Below are 15108 nucleotides of genomic sequence, written 5' to 3'. Positions count from 1 at the left end.
CCCGGCCCAAGGCGGCTGTAGCGGCGGGGAGACAGCTACCGCGCGGGAGCCGCCCATCCCTGCCGGCGCAGCACGCCCGACACGTCCGGCGCCTCGTAGTGCTCGCCCTTGAGAACCTTGCCGTCGGCTCTGCGGGAGATCCGGCCGTCGGGGCCCAACTTGGTCATGTTGGAGCGGTGGATCTCGGAAAGCACGGCGTCGAGGTCGATGCCGTGGACCAGGGCGGTGCCGTACGCGACGTAGACGACGTCCGCCAGCTCGTGCGCGAGCTTGTCGAGCGGGCCGGTCACGGCGACCTCGGCGACCTCCGCGGCCTCCTCGGCGAGCAGCTCTCCACGGTGGGCGGCGAGTTCCGGGGAGACCTCGGTCGGCGTTCTGCGGGCGTCGAGGCCGAAGGCGAGGTGGAATTCACGGACCAGGTCGGCGGGAGAGGAACTCATGCCGCGACTGTATCGGCCGGGTCTGACACTCCCCGGTGCGCGGCAGCCCCTGTGACCCCTGCCCTGGCCAGCACCGCGTACCGGCTGGCAGGATCGCGCCCATGTTCAAGGCACTCACCCGCATCAGCAGGCGCCGGGCCCTCGAGGGCGCGGCCGCCGGACTCGTGACCCTCGGGTTGCTGCTGTGGTGGGTGCTGCCGCTCGGTGAGGACCCGCCGAGCGGGACGATCACGTTCAGCACCGGCACGCGCGCGGGGGTCTACCAGGAGTACGGCGAGCTGCTGCGCGAGGAGCTCGCCAAGGACATGCCGCAGCTCAAGGTGCGGCTGACGACAAGCGCCGGGTCGCAGGAGAACGTCGAACGCGTGGCGACCGGTGAGGCCGACTTCACGATCGCCGCCGCCGACGCCGTGGACACCTTCAAGATGGGCGGCAAGCCCGTCACCGACCGGCTGCGCGGCGTCGCCCGCCTGTACGACGACTATGTGCAGCTCGTCGTCCCGCCGGACTCGGACATCCGCTCCGTCGCGGACCTGAAGGGCAAGCGGGTGGCCATAGGGCTGCCCAACTCCGGCGTGCGGCTGATCGCCACTCGCGTGCTGGAGGCCGCCGGCATCGATCCGGAGAAGGACATCACACCCAGGTCGGACGGCATCGACACCGGGCCGAAGCGGCTGGGGCACGAGCTCGACGCGTTCTTCTGGTCGGGCGGACTGCCGACGGGCGGCCTGGAGGAGATCGCCAAGACGTCCGCGTTCCGGTTCGTGCCGATCGACTCGGCCCTCGTCGCCAAGGTGCATGCCCAGGGGGACGCGGCCCACTTCTACCGCGCCACCAACATGCCGGAATCGGCCTACCCCAGCATCCAGGACGGTGCCACGGTGCCCACGATCGCCGTGTCCAACCTGCTGATCACCCGCAAGGACATGGACCCCCGGCTCACCGAATGGCTGACCCGGACAGTGATCAAGAGCCGCGACGGCATCGGCGCCCACGTCCACTCCGCGCAACTCGTCGACCTGCGTACGGCGATCTACACTGACCCGCTGACGCTGCATGAGGGCGCCAAGCGTTACTACCGCTCGGTGAAGCCCTAGCGACGGCTACCTTGGATCAGTCGTATCAGTCGTAGCGAAGGCCGCCTTGGAGCAGCCGTAGCTCAGCCCGCTGCCTTGGAGCACATGTAGCTCAGCCCGCCGCCTCGGACGAGGCGTAGCGCAGGCCGCGCCGGACCAGCCGTAGGCGACCACAGGAACCCGCCGACCTCGCTCGCGCACGCGCACTCACCCGCAGCCGCAGCCGCAGCCGCAGCCACACCCCCGCACGCGCAGCCGCACCCGCTACGGCCTCGGCCCCGACCTCGGCACCGTCACCGTCACCCGCAACCCGTGCGGCTCGTGACGGCCGTACGCGATCGAGCCGCCGCCCGGGGCGAGCAGGGCCCGGGAGATCGACAGGCCCAGGCCCGAGCCCTTGATGTTCTGGTGCCGGCCGCTGCGCCAGAAGCGGTCGCCGATGCGGGCGAGCTCCTCGCCGGTGAGGCCTGGGCCGTTGTCGGCCACCTCGATCGTGGAGGTCCTGCCGTTGGACGCGACGGTCACCTCGACGCGCTCGTCCTGCGGCGTGAACTTGACCGCGTTGTCGATCACGGCGTCGAGCGCGCTGGACAGCGCCACCGGGTCGACCCAGGCTGTGGTGGGCGGGCAGGTGCCCACCAGCCGTACGCCCTTGGCCTCGGCCGTCGGCGCCCAGGCCGCGACGCGCTCGGCGGTCAGCGCGCCGACGTCGGTCAGCCGGAGGTCGGCTTCGGTGTGCTCGGCCAGGGCGAGGTCGAGCAGATCGTCTAGGACCTGCGCCAGGCGCTTGCCCTCGGCCTGCACCGAGGCGATCTCGGCATTGCCCTCGGGGAGTTCGAAGGCGAGCAGTTCGATACGCAGGAGAAGCGCCGCGAGCGGGTTGCGCAGCTGGTGCGAGGCGTCGGCGACGAAGGCGCGCTGCTGCTCCAGCACGTCCTCGACGTTGTCCGCCATCTCGTTGAACGACCGGGCCAGCCGTCTGAGTTCCGGTGGCCCGCTGGCCACCGCGACGCGTGACTTAATGCGGCCGCTCGCGATTTCGTGCGTGGTGACGTCCAGCACGCGCACCGGTCTGAGCACCCAGCCGGTCAGCCTGAGGGCGGCCCCGACGGCCAACAGCATCGCGGCCGTCAGCCCCGCGCCGATGATCAGCCAGCCGTGCAGGATCCGCGAACGCATCTGCCCGGTGGGCGAGTCGGTGACCACGACCGCGACGACGTCACCGTCCCGGATGACGGGCGAGGCGATGACGAGGCGGTTGCGCTGCCAGGGCCATACCTGCTTGGGGTCGTGGCTGCGCCGGCTCAGCAGCGACTCCTCGAAGGCGTCGCGCTCTTCGCCGGTATCGGGCAGGATCCAGGTCGTCGGGCCGGTGGCCAGGGGCGTGTCGTCGGGCAGGAAGACACCGGCCCGGATGCCGTAGACCTCGTAGTAGCTCTCGAGTTCCCGGCTCAGGATGCGCAGGTCGTCGCGGGAGCCGGTCGCGGTGTCGGCGGCGGGCCGCGCGATGGCCGCGAAGTACGCGGTGTCGTCGATACGGTCGACGACCACCTTCTGCTGGTGTGCCGACGCCAGGCTGACGGCGAGCGGTACGCCGAGGGCGAGCAGCACCGCCGCCATCAGGACGATCAGCAGCGGGAGGAGACGAGTGCGCACCCTTGCCCGCTACGAGGCCGGGGCGACGAGTCGGTAGCCGACGCCGCGCACGGTCTCGATCAGCGCCGGCATGCGCAGCTTGGCGCGCAGGGACGCCACATGCACCTCAAGGGTTCGTCCCGTCCCCTCCCAGCTCGTACGCCACACCTCACTGATGATCTGTTCCCTGCGGAAGACCACCCCGGGGCGCTGGGCGAGCAGCGCGAGGAGATCGAACTCCTTACGGGTCAGTTGGACAACCGAACCGTCCACGCTGACCTGGCGGGTCGGCAGTTCGATGTGGACGGCGCCCAGGCGCAGCACTCCGTCACCGCCGGCCCCGGCGTCCTCCGGAACGGTGCGCCGGCTGACGGCGTGGATCCGGGCGAGCAGCTCTCCGGTGTCGTACGGCTTCACCACGTAGTCGTCGGCCCCGAGGTTGAGGCCGTGGATGCGGGAGCGGACGTCGGAGCGCGCGGTGACCATGATCACCGGGGTGCTGGTGCGCTTGCGGATCTTGCCGCAGACCTCGTAACCGTCCTGGTCGGGCAGGCCGAGGTCGAGGAGGACGACACCGAAGCCGTTGCCCTCGGGGACGAGCGCCTGGAGGGCCTCCTCGCCGCTACGCGCGTGCGTGACGTCGAAACCGTGCCGTGCCAGAACCGCGGACAGCGCGGCGGCGACATGGTTGTCGTCCTCGACGAGGAGCAGTCTCATCCCGGCCTCCTTCGGTTCATCGGCCGTACGATTCAGATAGGTACACAGTGCGTGCACACGCGCGCGTGCACCATGGAAGTCACGCTGATGGACGACGACGCCGTCAAGTGGGTTCCGGTTGCTCACGGCTTCCGTTATCCAGCCGGTACGTGCTCGACCTCAAGTGCTACGACACGTGTCCGATTGCTATCGGATCGTGATGCTCAGATTCCCCTCAGAACTGATGACGCAGGTCGGATACGGTTATTACTGTCCTCCGAAACCGAGGAGGACGGAGCCTGAGAGCGATGACCGAAGTATCGGTGGCCAAGGAAGACGTGGCCGCGACCGGCGAGCTGGTCGTCCTGAAGAACGTGAACAAGCACTTCGGCGCGTTGCACGTGCTCCAGGACATCGATCTGACGATCGCCCGCGGCGAGGTCGTCGTGGTCATCGGACCCTCCGGGTCCGGGAAGTCCACCCTGTGCCGCACCATCAACCGCCTGGAGACGATCGACTCCGGCACGATCACGATCGACGACAAGCCCCTGCCCGCCGAGGGCAAGGCGCTGGCCAAGCTGCGTGCCGACGTCGGAATGGTCTTCCAGTCCTTCAACCTTTTCGCGCACAAGACCGTGCTCGAGAACGTGATGCTGGGCCAGATCAAGGTCCGCAAGACCGACAAGAAGAAGGCCGAGGAGAAGGCCCGCACCCTGCTCGACCGGGTGGGCGTGGGCAGCCAGGCGGAGAAGTACCCCGCCCAGCTCTCCGGCGGCCAGCAGCAGCGTGTGGCCATCGCCCGTGCGCTGGCCATGGACCCCAAGGTCATGCTCTTCGACGAGCCCACGTCGGCGCTCGACCCGGAGATGATCAACGAGGTCCTGGAGGTCATGCAGCAGCTCGCCCGCGACGGCATGACCATGATCGTCGTCACCCACGAGATGGGCTTCGCCCGTTCGGCCGCCAATCGGGTGGTGTTCATGGCGGACGGCAAGATCGTCGAAGAAGCTGTGCCGGACCAGTTCTTCAGCAACCCGCGCAGCGACCGCGCCAAGGACTTCCTGTCCAAGATCCTGCACCACTGACGAGGTGCACCCCACGCACCACTGACGGACTGCTTCACGCACCCGACGACCTGCGTCACCGCCGTTCCTGACGGCACGCATCTCTTCTTCACACAAAGGATGTTCACCATGAAGCTCCGCAAGGCCTCCGCCGCGGCCGCCGCTGCAATCGTCCTCTCCATCACCGCCACTGCTTGTGGTGGTGACGGCGACAGCGACAGCAACTCGGGCTCCGGTGGCGGGGACAAGATCAAGATCGGCATTAAGTACGACCAGCCGGGTCTCGGCCTCAAGGAGCCGGGCGGCTACTCCGGCTTCGACGTGGACGTGGCTACGTACGTGGCCAAGGAGCTCGGCTACGAGCCCAACCAGATCGAGTGGGTCGAGACCAAGAGTGCCGACCGTGAGAACGCGCTCGCCCGCGGCGACGTGAAGTTCATCGCGGCGACGTACTCGATCACCGACGAGCGTAAGCAGAAGGTCGACTTCGCCGGGCCGTACCTGCTGGCACACCAGGACCTGCTGGTCAAGACCGACTCGGACATCACCGAGGCCACCGACCTCAACGGCAAGAACCTCTGCTCCGTGCAGGGCTCCACCTCGGCGCAGAACGTCAAGAACGACTTCGCCCCGAAGGCCAACCTGAAGGAGAACGGCACCTACTCGGAGTGCCTCGCCGGTCTCCAGAGCGGTGCTGTGGACGCTCTGACCACGGACGACTCGATCCTCGCCGGCTACGCCGCGCAGGAGCAGTACAAGGGCAAGTTCAAGCTCGCCGGCCTCAAGCTGAGCAACGAGAACTACGGCATCGGTGTGAAGAAGGGCGACACCGAGACCGTCAACAAGATCAACGCCGCCCTCGAGAAGATGGTCAAGGAAAAGGCCTGGGACAAGGCGGTCACCGACAACTTCGGTCCGGCCAACTACAAGAACGAGCCCGCGCCGAAGATCGGCGTCATCGTCAAGTAGCGCAAGGGTCCACCGGCGCGCCGCCGTCCACCGCGATCAGGGCGGCGGCGCGCCGCGCTATCCACGTACGCCACCCACCCGGAAGCGCGGGAGATCGTGTTCGACTTTCTTTCTGACTATGACAACCCGACCCTGTTGGGCGCCTTCTGGATGACGGTGAAACTCACCCTCCTCTCCGGCATCGGCTCCCTGGTCTGGGGCACCCTCCTGGCCGCGATGCGGGTCAGCCCGGTCCCGCTCATGCGTGGGTTCGGCACGGCCTATGTGAACATCGTCCGGAACATCCCCCTGACGGTCATCATCATCTTCACCTCGCTCGGCCTCGCCGACATCTTCGGCGTGACGATGGGCGCCTCCGACTTCAAGGTCCAGGGCTTCCGCCTTGCGATCCTCGGTCTGGTCGCCTACACAGCGGCCTTCGTCTGTGAGGCGATTCGTTCCGGCATCAACACCGTGCCGCTCGGCCAGGCCGAAGCGGCCCGTGCCATCGGACTGACCTTCAGCCAGACCCTCCGGCTGATCATCCTGCCGCAGGCCTTCCGCTCGGTCATCGGACCGTTGGCCAACGTCTTGATCGCCCTGACGAAGAACACCACCGTGGCGGCCGCGATCGGCGTGGCCGAGGCCGCCTACCTGATGAAGGAAATGATCGAGAACGAGGCTCAGACGGTCCTCATCGGCGCGGTCTTCGCCTTCGGTTTCGTGGTACTGACCCTGCCCACCGGCCTCTTCCTCGGTTGGCTGAGCAAGCGACTGGCGGTGAAGCGATGAGCTCCGTTCTCTACGACGCTCCGGGCCCCCGCGCCAAGCGGCGCAATCTGATCATCTCGGTGGTCTTCGTCGTCCTGCTCGCGCTGCTCGTGTGGTTCATCTGGGACACGATGGACGAGAAGGGCCAGCTGGAGTGGGCCCTGTGGAAACCGTTCACCCAGTCGGAGGCCTGGACCACCTATCTGCTGCCCGGCCTCGCCGACACGCTGAAGGCAGCGGCACTGGCCATGGTGATCGCCCTTCCACTCGGCGCGTTCTTCGGCATCGCGCGCCTCTCCGACCACCGGTGGGTGCGGCTTCCCGCCGCCTGGGTGGTCGAGTTCTTCCGAGCCATCCCGGTTCTACTGCTGATGCTGTTCGCCAATGAGTTCTACGACCGCTGGACGAACGTCACCAGTGAGCAGCGCCCCCTGTACGCGGTCGTCACCGGTCTGGTCCTCTACAACGCGTCCGTCCTCGCCGAGGTCGTACGGGCCGGCATCCTCTCCCTGCCCAAGGGGCAGAACGAGGCCGCCATGGCGATCGGTTTGCGCAAGAACCAGACCATGAGGACCATCCTGCTGCCGCAGGCCGTCACCGCCATGCTGCCGGCCATTGTCAGCCAGCTCGTGGTCATCGTGAAGGACACGGCCCTGGGCGGCGTGATGATCGGGTTCACCGAGCTGCTCAACTCTCGCGCGACCATGGCGTCCTTCTACGCGAACGTCATTCCCAGCTTCATCGTGGTGGCGCTCATCTACATCGTCCTGAACTTCATCCTCACCAGCTTCGCGAGCTGGCTGGAGAAGCGGCTGCGCCGCAGCAAGAAGAGCACGGGCGCGGTCCTCAGCGCCGAGGACATGGAGGAACTCAACCCCGCTGCGGTGGGCGGCTCCTTCGGGACCGGCGGCGAAGGCGGCGGTCTACCCGGTTCCAGGACCTATCTCTGACGAGCAGTCAAATAGCATGAACGACCCTGAGGGCAGTGGCATGATCGCCACTGCCCTCCGTCACTTGACGCAAGCACCGGCAATGGGTTGCATACGTTCTGTGATCGTGCACCCTGCTCCAACTTCCTGTTCACTTGCGTCCCTCGGGACACCGCTGCGGGCAGGGGGCGCCGCGCCGTGGACCCGGTGATCATCGTCGGAGCGGGGCCCGTCGGGCTCACGCTCGCCCTGGCGCTGGCCCGTCAGGAGGTGCCGTCCGTCGTTCTCGACGAGGGGCCCGGCAAGGACGAACCCCGTCTCGCGCGCACCGTCGTCCTGCGCGAGGACACCACCGCCCTCTTGGAACGCCTGACGGGCACGCCGCTCTCCGAGGCCGGGGCCCACTGGGCCGGATGGCGGGCGATGCGGCGCAAGCAGGTGATGCGCGAGGTCACGTTCGACGACACCGTGGAGGAGACGGAGGGACGCGAGGGCGTCCCGAACGCCGCGCCCCTGCACATCGCCCAGCACGTGCTGACCGGTGCCCTGCGCGCCGCCCTCGCCGACGAACGGCTCGTCAAGGTCGCCGTGGACAGTCGCCTGGACGCCATCGAGCAGGAGGTTTCGGGCGTCACCGTCCACACCCGGGGACCCAAGGGCACCTGGTGGCGTGGCAGTTACGTGGTCGGCTGCGACGGCCCCCGCTCGACCGTGCGCAAACTCCAGGACATCCGCTTTCCGGGCCGTACGGCGGTGGAGCGACATGCCGTGGCGGCGCTGCATGTGGAACTTCCGTGGGAGGGCCAGGCGTTGCTCCATCGGATGCCGCCATGGCGGACGTCCGGACCCTCGGGCGGGGAGGTGACCGGACGGCCGCTCCCGGACGGCGTCTGGCGCCTTGACTGGCTGCTGCCACCAGGCAAGGACCTGGTCACACCCGAGCTGCTGGTGACGCACGTCCGCGAGACACTCGCCGGCTGGTCCACCGGCCCGACACCGCCGTACGAGCTGCTCGACACCGGAGTGCACACGGTCCACCACCGTCTGGCTCGCCGCTGGCGCGTGGGCCGCGTCTTTCTCGCCGGAGACGCGGCGCACTGCCTCGGTACGCTCGGCACGCATGGGCTCGAAGAGGGACTGAGGGACGCCGACAACCTCGCCTGGAAGCTGGCGTCGGCGTGGCACCACGGGCTGCACGAGGCGCTGCTCGACAGCTACCAGACGGAGCGTCGCGCGGCCGTCGCCGCCCGGCTGCGCGCGGCCGACCAGGCGCTGCCGCTGCTGCGCGGCGGTGGAGGGCTGCGCGCGTACGTCCCCGGCTCCGCCCGAGGCCATGACGCGCTGCTGATCGACGGCCACCTCGGGCAGGGAGCGATCGGTGCGCCGGGGACGTACGCCGACTCGCCGCTCGCGCCCCCGCCCCTGGAGGGCGAGGTGCCGGTGGACACGCCGCGCGGTGCGCCGGTCATGGACGTACGCGTCACGGCCGAGGACGGCTCCTTCGTACAGCTGCGGGAGCGGCTAGGACGGGGCGCGCTGCTGGTTCTGCTGATCGCTCCGGGCACGGGCGTGTGGGACCGCAAGCACTGGGCGACCGCCGGGATCATGCCTCGACTGGCTGCCGCGGTGACGGCGCTGCCGTATCCGGCCGAACTCCTGGTCGCGGAGAGCTATCCGGGGGCGTCCGCGCACAGCGTGCTGCTCGTCCGACCCGACGGCCACCTGGTGACCGCTTTGAGCGGGGTGCGGCCGGCCGATCTGTACGCGGCGGCCGAGGCGGCGCTGGGTGGGCCGGTCAAGGCGACCAAGACGAGCAAGAAGGCCAAGGCAGACAAGGAGACCGAGGAGGCGGAGGCTGCGGCCGGCTCGCGCTGATGCCCTCGCCGGTGATCAGAACGAACCAACTCCTCACCCGAAGCTAACCGCTCCTGCCCCGGAGGCGGCACTCACTGTCACTGTGCGGTCCGCATAGTGACAGTGAGTTGACCGGCCCGCACCGGCATGGTGTACTCCGGATCGTGACCGACACCTGTGTGCGCCTGTGGCGGAGGGTCCATATGGACCTCGTCCGCTATGCGGGCTGCGTGTGTCGCCCGTCCTGCTGATCTCGCCGCTCTTTCTTCTCGCGCGCGCCACTCCTGGCCTCCTGATTCCTGTCGCCGGTGCCGTCGCGCGCACTTCGCGAACTTTCTTCAGGACGGTGTCCGTGTCTGTCTCCCCTGCCGCCGTTACCGCTTCCAATACGGCTGCCCCGCCTCCCACGCCGAATTCCGCGGTGACCTCCACGCCTACGCAGGCGGACCTTCTCGACTTCGTACGGCGTACGGCCGCCGATGCCGACTTGATCGCCTCGCTCCCACTCGACCCGGAAGGCCGTACGTGGGTACGGCTCGAAGGTCCCGGTGGCAGCGAGGCCTGGCTGATCGGCTGGCCGCCCGGTACGGGCACCGGCTGGCACGACCACGCCGACTCGGTCGGGGCCTTCGTCACCGCGGCCGGTGAGCTCAAGGAGAACGCGCTCGCCGTCCGGCTGCCCGCCGACGGCTGGAAGACGCTGGAACTGACGGACGACGTGGACCGGGAACGGCGGCTGCCCACCGGAAAGGGCCGTTCCTTCGGCCATCACCATGTGCACGAGGTCCTCAACGAGTCCTCCGACCAGCATGCGATCTCCGTGCACGCCTACTACCCGCCGCTGCCGCGGATCCGCCGCTTCAGCCGCAGCGGACCGATCCTGCGGCTGGAGCAGGTGGAGCGTCCGGAGGACTGGCAGTGAGCGGCGTGAGTGAGCGGCCGGTCGGCGGCAGCGGCGAGTCGAAGGTTCGGGCGGGCGTGGACGTGGGCAACGTGGATGAACAGCCGGTCGGCATCGACGAGTTGCTGGAGCGGGTACGCGCGGGCTACACGCGGATCGAGCCGCAGGAGGCGTACGAGGCCGCCCAGTCCGGCCAAGCTCTGCTGGTCGACATCCGGTACGCGGCCCTGCGTGAGCGGGACGGTCTGATCCCCGATGCCCTCGTGGTCGAGCGCAACGAACTGGAGTGGCGGCTCGATCCTCAGGGCAGCCATCGCGCCCCCGAGGCAACGAGTCACGACCTTCTGGTCGTGGTGATCTGCAACGAGGGGTACGCGTCGAGCCTGGCAGCGGAGTCGCTACGGCGGCTGGGGCTGCACCGGGCCACCGACCTGGTCGGGGGTTTCCAGGCGTGGCGGGCGGAGGGACTGCCGGTGACGTCGGGGGCGGGGGCTCAGGCCTGAGGGTGCTCAAGGGCAGTGGAGCGGGCTCGTGCCGCGCCACGCCCTGCGACTGATCGCTGCCCGGCCCCCGACGCGATGGGCGCCCCCGCGCGTCCACCGTGTCCGGGGCCGGAAATCCCGCGATCGTCGTCGGCCCTCGCCTATACCCAGGCCCTTTGTCCAGGCCCATGCCAGTCCCGCCACGGGTGCGCGGCCGTCGGGATCAGTACCCCTCGTCCCCGAGAAACTCCGTGTCCTCGCCCTCCTCCTCCAGGGCCTGCCGGACCACCCGTAGGGCCATGCCCTCGGAGTAGCCCTTGCGGGCGAGCATGCCCGCGAGGCGGCGCAGGCGTTTGTCGCGGTCGAGGCCACGCGTGGAACGCAGTTTGCGGGCCACGAGTTCGCGTGCCGTCGTCTCTTCCTGTTCGGAGTCGAGTTGTGAGACAGCCTCGTCGATCAGTGTGGGGTCGACGCCCTTGGTGCGCAGTTCCCGGGCGAGCGCACGTCGGGCGAGCCCCCGGCCGTGGTGCCGGGACTCCACCCAGGCGTCCGCGAACGCGCTGTCGTTGATGAGGCCGACCTCCTCGAACCGCGACAGCACCTCCTCGGCGGCATCGTCCGGGATCTCGCGTTTGCGCAGGGCATCCGCGAGTTGCTTGCGCGTGCGCGGGGTCCCGGTCAGCAGGCGCAGACAGATCGCCCGCGCCTGCTCCACCGGGTCCGCTGGGGGCGTCCTCTCCTCGGCCCTCGACGAGGAAGAGGCGCCTCCGTCCTCTCCGGGCGGCTCCGTACGACCGGGCCGACGACGCCCGCGTGAGCCGTCCGACCCCCGAGCCCCACGCCGACCGCGGCGTGAGCCATCACCGGGCGCACTGGCGCCGTGCACCGAACCGTCCTCCGCCCACGCTTCGCCGTCCACCGCGCCATGGCCCGGCTCGTCGCCGTAAGCCAGGCCCGACTCGTCGCCGTAAGCCAGGCCCGGCTCGTCGCCGTACCCGCCGAAGGACCTGCTTGCGCCGTACGGCGCCGTGCCGTCGTTCCCCCGGTCCGCGTCATGGGCCGTGTCTCCCGCATGGGCGTGGCCGCCCATCCCGGAGGAGTCCGCGTCACCGCCTCGTCTCCGCTCACGCGGAGCGTCCGGGTAGGCGGCGTACTCGGCCCAGTCCGTTCGCCGTGTCAAGGGTCAGCTCTTGGCGGTCGCAGCCTTGGTCTTGGCTGCCTTGGCCGCCGGAGCGGGGACCGTCTTCGCGGCGTCGTCCGGAGTGGCGGAGACCGCGGCGTCCGCACCCGGCTCGGCAGCCGGCTCCTCCGGCCGCACGCCGACGCCCAGCTTCTCCTTGATCTTCTTCTCGATCTCGTTGGCCAGGTCGGGGTTGTCCTTGAGGAAGTTGCGCGCGTTCTCCTTGCCCTGGCCGAGCTGGTCGCCCTCGTACGTGTACCAGGCGCCGGCCTTGCGGACGAAGCCGTGCTCCACGCCCATGTCGATCAGGCCGCCCTCGCGGCTGATGCCGTGGCCGTAGAGGATGTCGAACTCGGCCTGCTTGAAGGGCGGCGCGACCTTGTTCTTGACGACCTTGCAGCGGGTGCGGTTGCCGACTGCCTCCGTGCCGTCCTTCAGGGTCTCGATGCGGCGGATGTCGATACGCACCGAGGCGTAGAACTTCAGCGCGCGGCCACCGGTCGTGGTCTCCGGGGAGCCGAACATCACGCCGATCTTCTCGCGGAGCTGGTTGATGAAGATCGCGGTGGTCTTCGACTGGTTGAGCGCGCTGGTGATCTTCCGCAGGGCCTGGCTCATCAGGCGGGCCTGGAGACCGACGTGGCTGTCGCCCATCTCGCCCTCGATCTCCGCGCGCGGGACGAGCGCGGCGACGGAGTCGATGACGATGAGGTCGAGGGCGCCGGAGCGGACCAGCATGTCCACGATCTCCAGGGCCTGCTCGCCGTTGTCGGGCTGGGAGAGGATCAGGTTGTCGATGTCGACGCCGAGCTTCTTCGCGTACTCGGGGTCGAGGGCGTGCTCCGCGTCCACGAAGGCGACCTGGCCGCCGGCCTTCTGCGCGTTCGCCACCGCGTGCAGGGTCAGGGTCGTCTTACCGGACGACTCCGGGCCGTAAATCTCCACGACACGGCCGCGCGGCAGGCCGCCCACGCCGAGGGCCACGTCGAGCGCGGTCGACCCGGTCGAGATGACCTCGATGGGCTCCATCGACCGCTCGCCCATGCGCATGACCGCGCCCTTGCCGAATTGCCGTTCAATCTGTGCGAGCGCGGCATCCAGGGCCTTCTCGCGGTCGGTTCCTGCCATGGGTTCCACCCGGTTTGCTTGAGTCGATCGCTTCACGTCAAAGACGCTAACGCCTGCCACTGACAATGCGCCCCGACGCCCGTCCGGCCTGTGGATAACTCGGGAACATCTCCATCGAAAGCGGGGCGAAATGCCCGCCGAGCGCCTCGCCGGAGCCTCCATGAGAATGGATGTTCGATTTTCGTGTCAAGCGCACCACACGTCACCTACGAGACTACGTTCGCAGCCGGAGACGCCCCGGAATCTCACCCTGAGCCCTCCCGGAGTCTCCCGGCCTGAGTCGCCCGGTTCTCGGCCCGTCCGGCCGGATCCATCCCTCACGCAGACCCCACGCCCCCAGGCCCCCGGCTCTACTCAGCCGGAGTTCTCCGTGGAGCTCCCCCCGGAACCCCCGGCTCCCGATCCTGGCTTCGCCGATCCCGGCCGATGGGCCCACAGCGCACGCACGCGCGTGACGAGACCCCGTCCCGCTCCCCGGCCCCGGTGCCCATGGACCCGGGGATCGTCCGTGACGTCGTAACGCTTCACGTACGCCCCGAGGAACGCCTGCAGCGTGGCGATGGCCGGGATGGCGATCAGCGCGCCCACCGCGCCGAGGAGGGCGGTGCCCGCGATGACGGAACCGAAGGCGACCGCGGGGTGGATGTCGACGGTCTTCGAGGTCAGCTTGGGCTGCAGGACGTAGTTCTCGAACTGCTGGTAGACCACGACGAAGATCAGCACCCACAGCGCGTACCAGGGATCGACCGTGAAGGCGATCAGCATGGGCAGGGCGCCCGCGAGATACGTGCCGATGGTGGGGATGAACTGCGAGACCAGGCCGACCCAGACGGCGAGCACGGGTGCGTAGGGCACATCCAGGCTCGCCAGCAGGATGTAGTGGGCTATGCCGGAGATGAGCGCCATCAGGCCGCGTGAGTACAGGTACCCGCCCGTCTTGTTGACGGCGATCTCCCACGCGCGCAGTACCTCGGCCTGCTTGGCGGGCGGCAGTACGGAGCACAGCGCGCGGCGCAGTCGCGGGCCGTCCGCGGCGAAGTAGAACGAGAACAGCGTGATCGTCAGCAGCTGGAAGAGGCCGCCGAGGACCTGGGCGGACACGTCGAGGACGCCGGTGGCGCTGTTCTGCACGTAGTTGCGCAGCCAGTCGGACCGGAGCAGGCCCTCCTGGACGTCGACGCGGCGCAGCTCGGTGTGGAAGTGCGCGTTGATCCAGTTGATGACGGAGTCGAGGTAGTCCGGGAAGTCCTCGACGATCTTGATGATCTGGCCCGCGAGCATGGACCCCAGCAGCGTCACGAACCCCGCGGACACGGTGATCACGGCGAGGAAGACGACGCCGGTGGCCAGGCCCCGGCGCATACCGCGCGAGGCCATCCAGCTCACCGCCGGCTCGATGGCCAGGGCCAGGAAGAACGCGATGAGGATGTTGATCAGCAGCCCGGTGAGCTGGTGAAAGGCCCAGCTGCCCAGCTGGAACGCGCCGACGAGCGCCAGCGCGAGCACCATGGCGCGCGGGAGCCAACGAGGCATGCGGGAGTCCGGCCCGGCGGCTCCCTCGCCCGGCGGCGGGGTGGGCGGCGTCGTGCCGAAGGGCGATGCGTGCCGGGCGGGCTGCCCGGTCTCGTCAGTGCGTGCCACGGAGCAAGTGTCGCCCACGCCACCGACAACCGGCTGCCGTCCTGCGATCTTCGTGACCTGTCAGCGCTTCTCCCCCGGAACGTTCATGACGGCGCAGACCACGCGCCACACGTCCTTGGCCTCCCAGCCGCTGTTCAGCGCCTCGTGCACCGTGCGCCCGCCGAGCTCCGCCATCACATGGTCGCGCGCGAAGGTGTCGGCGTATCCAGGACCGAAGTGATCCGCCATCCGCTCCCAGAAGATCGTCAACCGCATGAGTTCCGCTCCAAGCCCACCTTGACCTGCATGTTTCCCACCTCTCACGCCTCCGCAGGACCGTCAGGGGGTTTCCAGGGAGTTCGCCTCCCCACTGAACCAGACATC

At 68.9% G+C, this 15108-nt stretch carries 16 protein-coding genes; 9 read left to right on the top strand and 7 right to left on the bottom strand.

The window, feature by feature from the left end; translation table 11 throughout:
- Positions 1-35: 35 nt before the first annotated feature.
- Entirely contained in the window at positions 36-440 is a 405-nt protein-coding gene (locus AQJ67_RS15915) for a pyrophosphohydrolase domain-containing protein (protein WP_062719422.1), read from the bottom strand.
- Between the two features lie 101 nt (positions 441-541).
- Between AQJ67_RS15915 and AQJ67_RS15910 the strand changes: the two genes are divergently transcribed.
- On the top strand, positions 542-1537 hold the full coding sequence (locus AQJ67_RS15910) for a TAXI family TRAP transporter solute-binding subunit (RefSeq protein WP_062719421.1): 996 nt from the start codon (positions 542-544) through the stop codon (positions 1535-1537).
- A 243-nt stretch (positions 1538-1780) separates the two neighbouring features.
- Here the strand turns inward: AQJ67_RS15910 and AQJ67_RS15905 are convergent, their stop codons facing one another.
- Together AQJ67_RS15905 and AQJ67_RS15900 are read right to left on the bottom strand one after the other, a co-directional pair.
- Positions 1781-3172 carry a sensor histidine kinase gene (locus AQJ67_RS15905; RefSeq protein WP_062719420.1) on the bottom strand — a complete coding sequence of 464 codons (1392 nt, stop codon included), beginning with the start codon at positions 3170-3172 and terminating at the stop codon, positions 1781-1783.
- 9 nt (positions 3173-3181) lie between these two features.
- Complete coding sequence (locus tag AQJ67_RS15900) at positions 3182-3868, bottom strand: response regulator transcription factor (RefSeq protein WP_062720038.1); 687 nt, start codon at positions 3866-3868, stop codon at positions 3182-3184.
- Between the two features lie 287 nt (positions 3869-4155).
- Here AQJ67_RS15900 and AQJ67_RS15895 point away from each other — a divergent pair, with 287 nt between their 5' ends.
- From AQJ67_RS15895 to AQJ67_RS15865, 8 genes are all read left to right on the top strand, one after another.
- On the top strand, positions 4156-4932 hold the full coding sequence (locus AQJ67_RS15895; RefSeq protein WP_062719419.1) for an amino acid ABC transporter ATP-binding protein: 777 nt from the start codon (positions 4156-4158) through the stop codon (positions 4930-4932).
- Between the two features lie 108 nt (positions 4933-5040).
- Entirely contained in the window at positions 5041-5880 is an 840-nt protein-coding gene (locus AQJ67_RS15890) for a glutamate ABC transporter substrate-binding protein (protein ID WP_208614978.1), read from the top strand.
- 96 nt (positions 5881-5976) lie between these two features.
- Entirely contained in the window at positions 5977-6651 is a 675-nt protein-coding gene (locus AQJ67_RS15885) for an amino acid ABC transporter permease (RefSeq protein WP_062719417.1), read from the top strand.
- Complete coding sequence (locus AQJ67_RS15880) at positions 6648-7580, top strand: amino acid ABC transporter permease (RefSeq protein ID WP_062719416.1); 933 nt, start codon at positions 6648-6650, stop codon at positions 7578-7580. Before AQJ67_RS15885 ends, AQJ67_RS15880 begins: the two co-directional genes overlap by 4 nt.
- A gap of 177 nt (positions 7581-7757) precedes the next feature.
- On the top strand, positions 7758-9434 hold the full coding sequence (locus AQJ67_RS15875; protein ID WP_062719415.1) for an FAD-dependent monooxygenase: 1677 nt from the start codon (positions 7758-7760) through the stop codon (positions 9432-9434).
- A gap of 143 nt (positions 9435-9577) precedes the next feature.
- Positions 9578-9664 (top strand): putative leader peptide, encoded by an 87-nt coding sequence (locus tag AQJ67_RS50680; protein ID WP_313960178.1) that lies wholly within the window; start codon positions 9578-9580, stop codon positions 9662-9664.
- 101 nt (positions 9665-9765) lie between these two features.
- The gene (locus AQJ67_RS15870) at positions 9766-10335 is read left to right on the top strand and encodes a cupin domain-containing protein (protein WP_425264158.1); all 570 of its coding nucleotides are present in this window, start codon (positions 9766-9768) and stop codon (positions 10333-10335) included.
- Between the two features lie 56 nt (positions 10336-10391).
- On the top strand, positions 10392-10817 hold the full coding sequence (locus AQJ67_RS15865) for a rhodanese-like domain-containing protein (protein WP_425264160.1): 426 nt from the start codon (positions 10392-10394) through the stop codon (positions 10815-10817).
- Positions 10818-11019: 202 nt separating this feature from the next.
- Here the strand turns inward: AQJ67_RS15865 and recX are convergent, their stop codons facing one another.
- From recX to AQJ67_RS15845, 4 genes are all read right to left on the bottom strand, one after another.
- On the bottom strand, positions 11020-11976 hold the full coding sequence (gene recX, locus AQJ67_RS45130) for a recombination regulator RecX (protein WP_079055983.1): 957 nt from the start codon (positions 11974-11976) through the stop codon (positions 11020-11022).
- 3 nt (positions 11977-11979) lie between these two features.
- Positions 11980-13104, bottom strand: coding sequence for a recombinase RecA (gene recA, locus AQJ67_RS15855; protein WP_062719412.1), 1125 nt, complete (start codon positions 13102-13104; stop codon positions 11980-11982).
- A gap of 354 nt (positions 13105-13458) precedes the next feature.
- Positions 13459-14745 (bottom strand): AI-2E family transporter, encoded by a 1287-nt coding sequence (locus AQJ67_RS15850; RefSeq protein WP_079056012.1) that lies wholly within the window; start codon positions 14743-14745, stop codon positions 13459-13461.
- A gap of 60 nt (positions 14746-14805) precedes the next feature.
- Complete coding sequence (locus tag AQJ67_RS15845; protein ID WP_062719411.1) at positions 14806-15000, bottom strand: DUF3046 domain-containing protein; 195 nt, start codon at positions 14998-15000, stop codon at positions 14806-14808.
- Between the last annotated feature and the right edge of the window lie 108 nt (positions 15001-15108).

Source organism: Streptomyces caeruleatus (genome assembly GCF_001514235.1).
In the GTDB taxonomy this organism is placed as follows: Bacteria; Actinomycetota; Actinomycetes; order Streptomycetales; family Streptomycetaceae; genus Streptomyces; species Streptomyces caeruleatus.
This window is presented reverse-complemented; position numbering and strand designations above follow the sequence as displayed.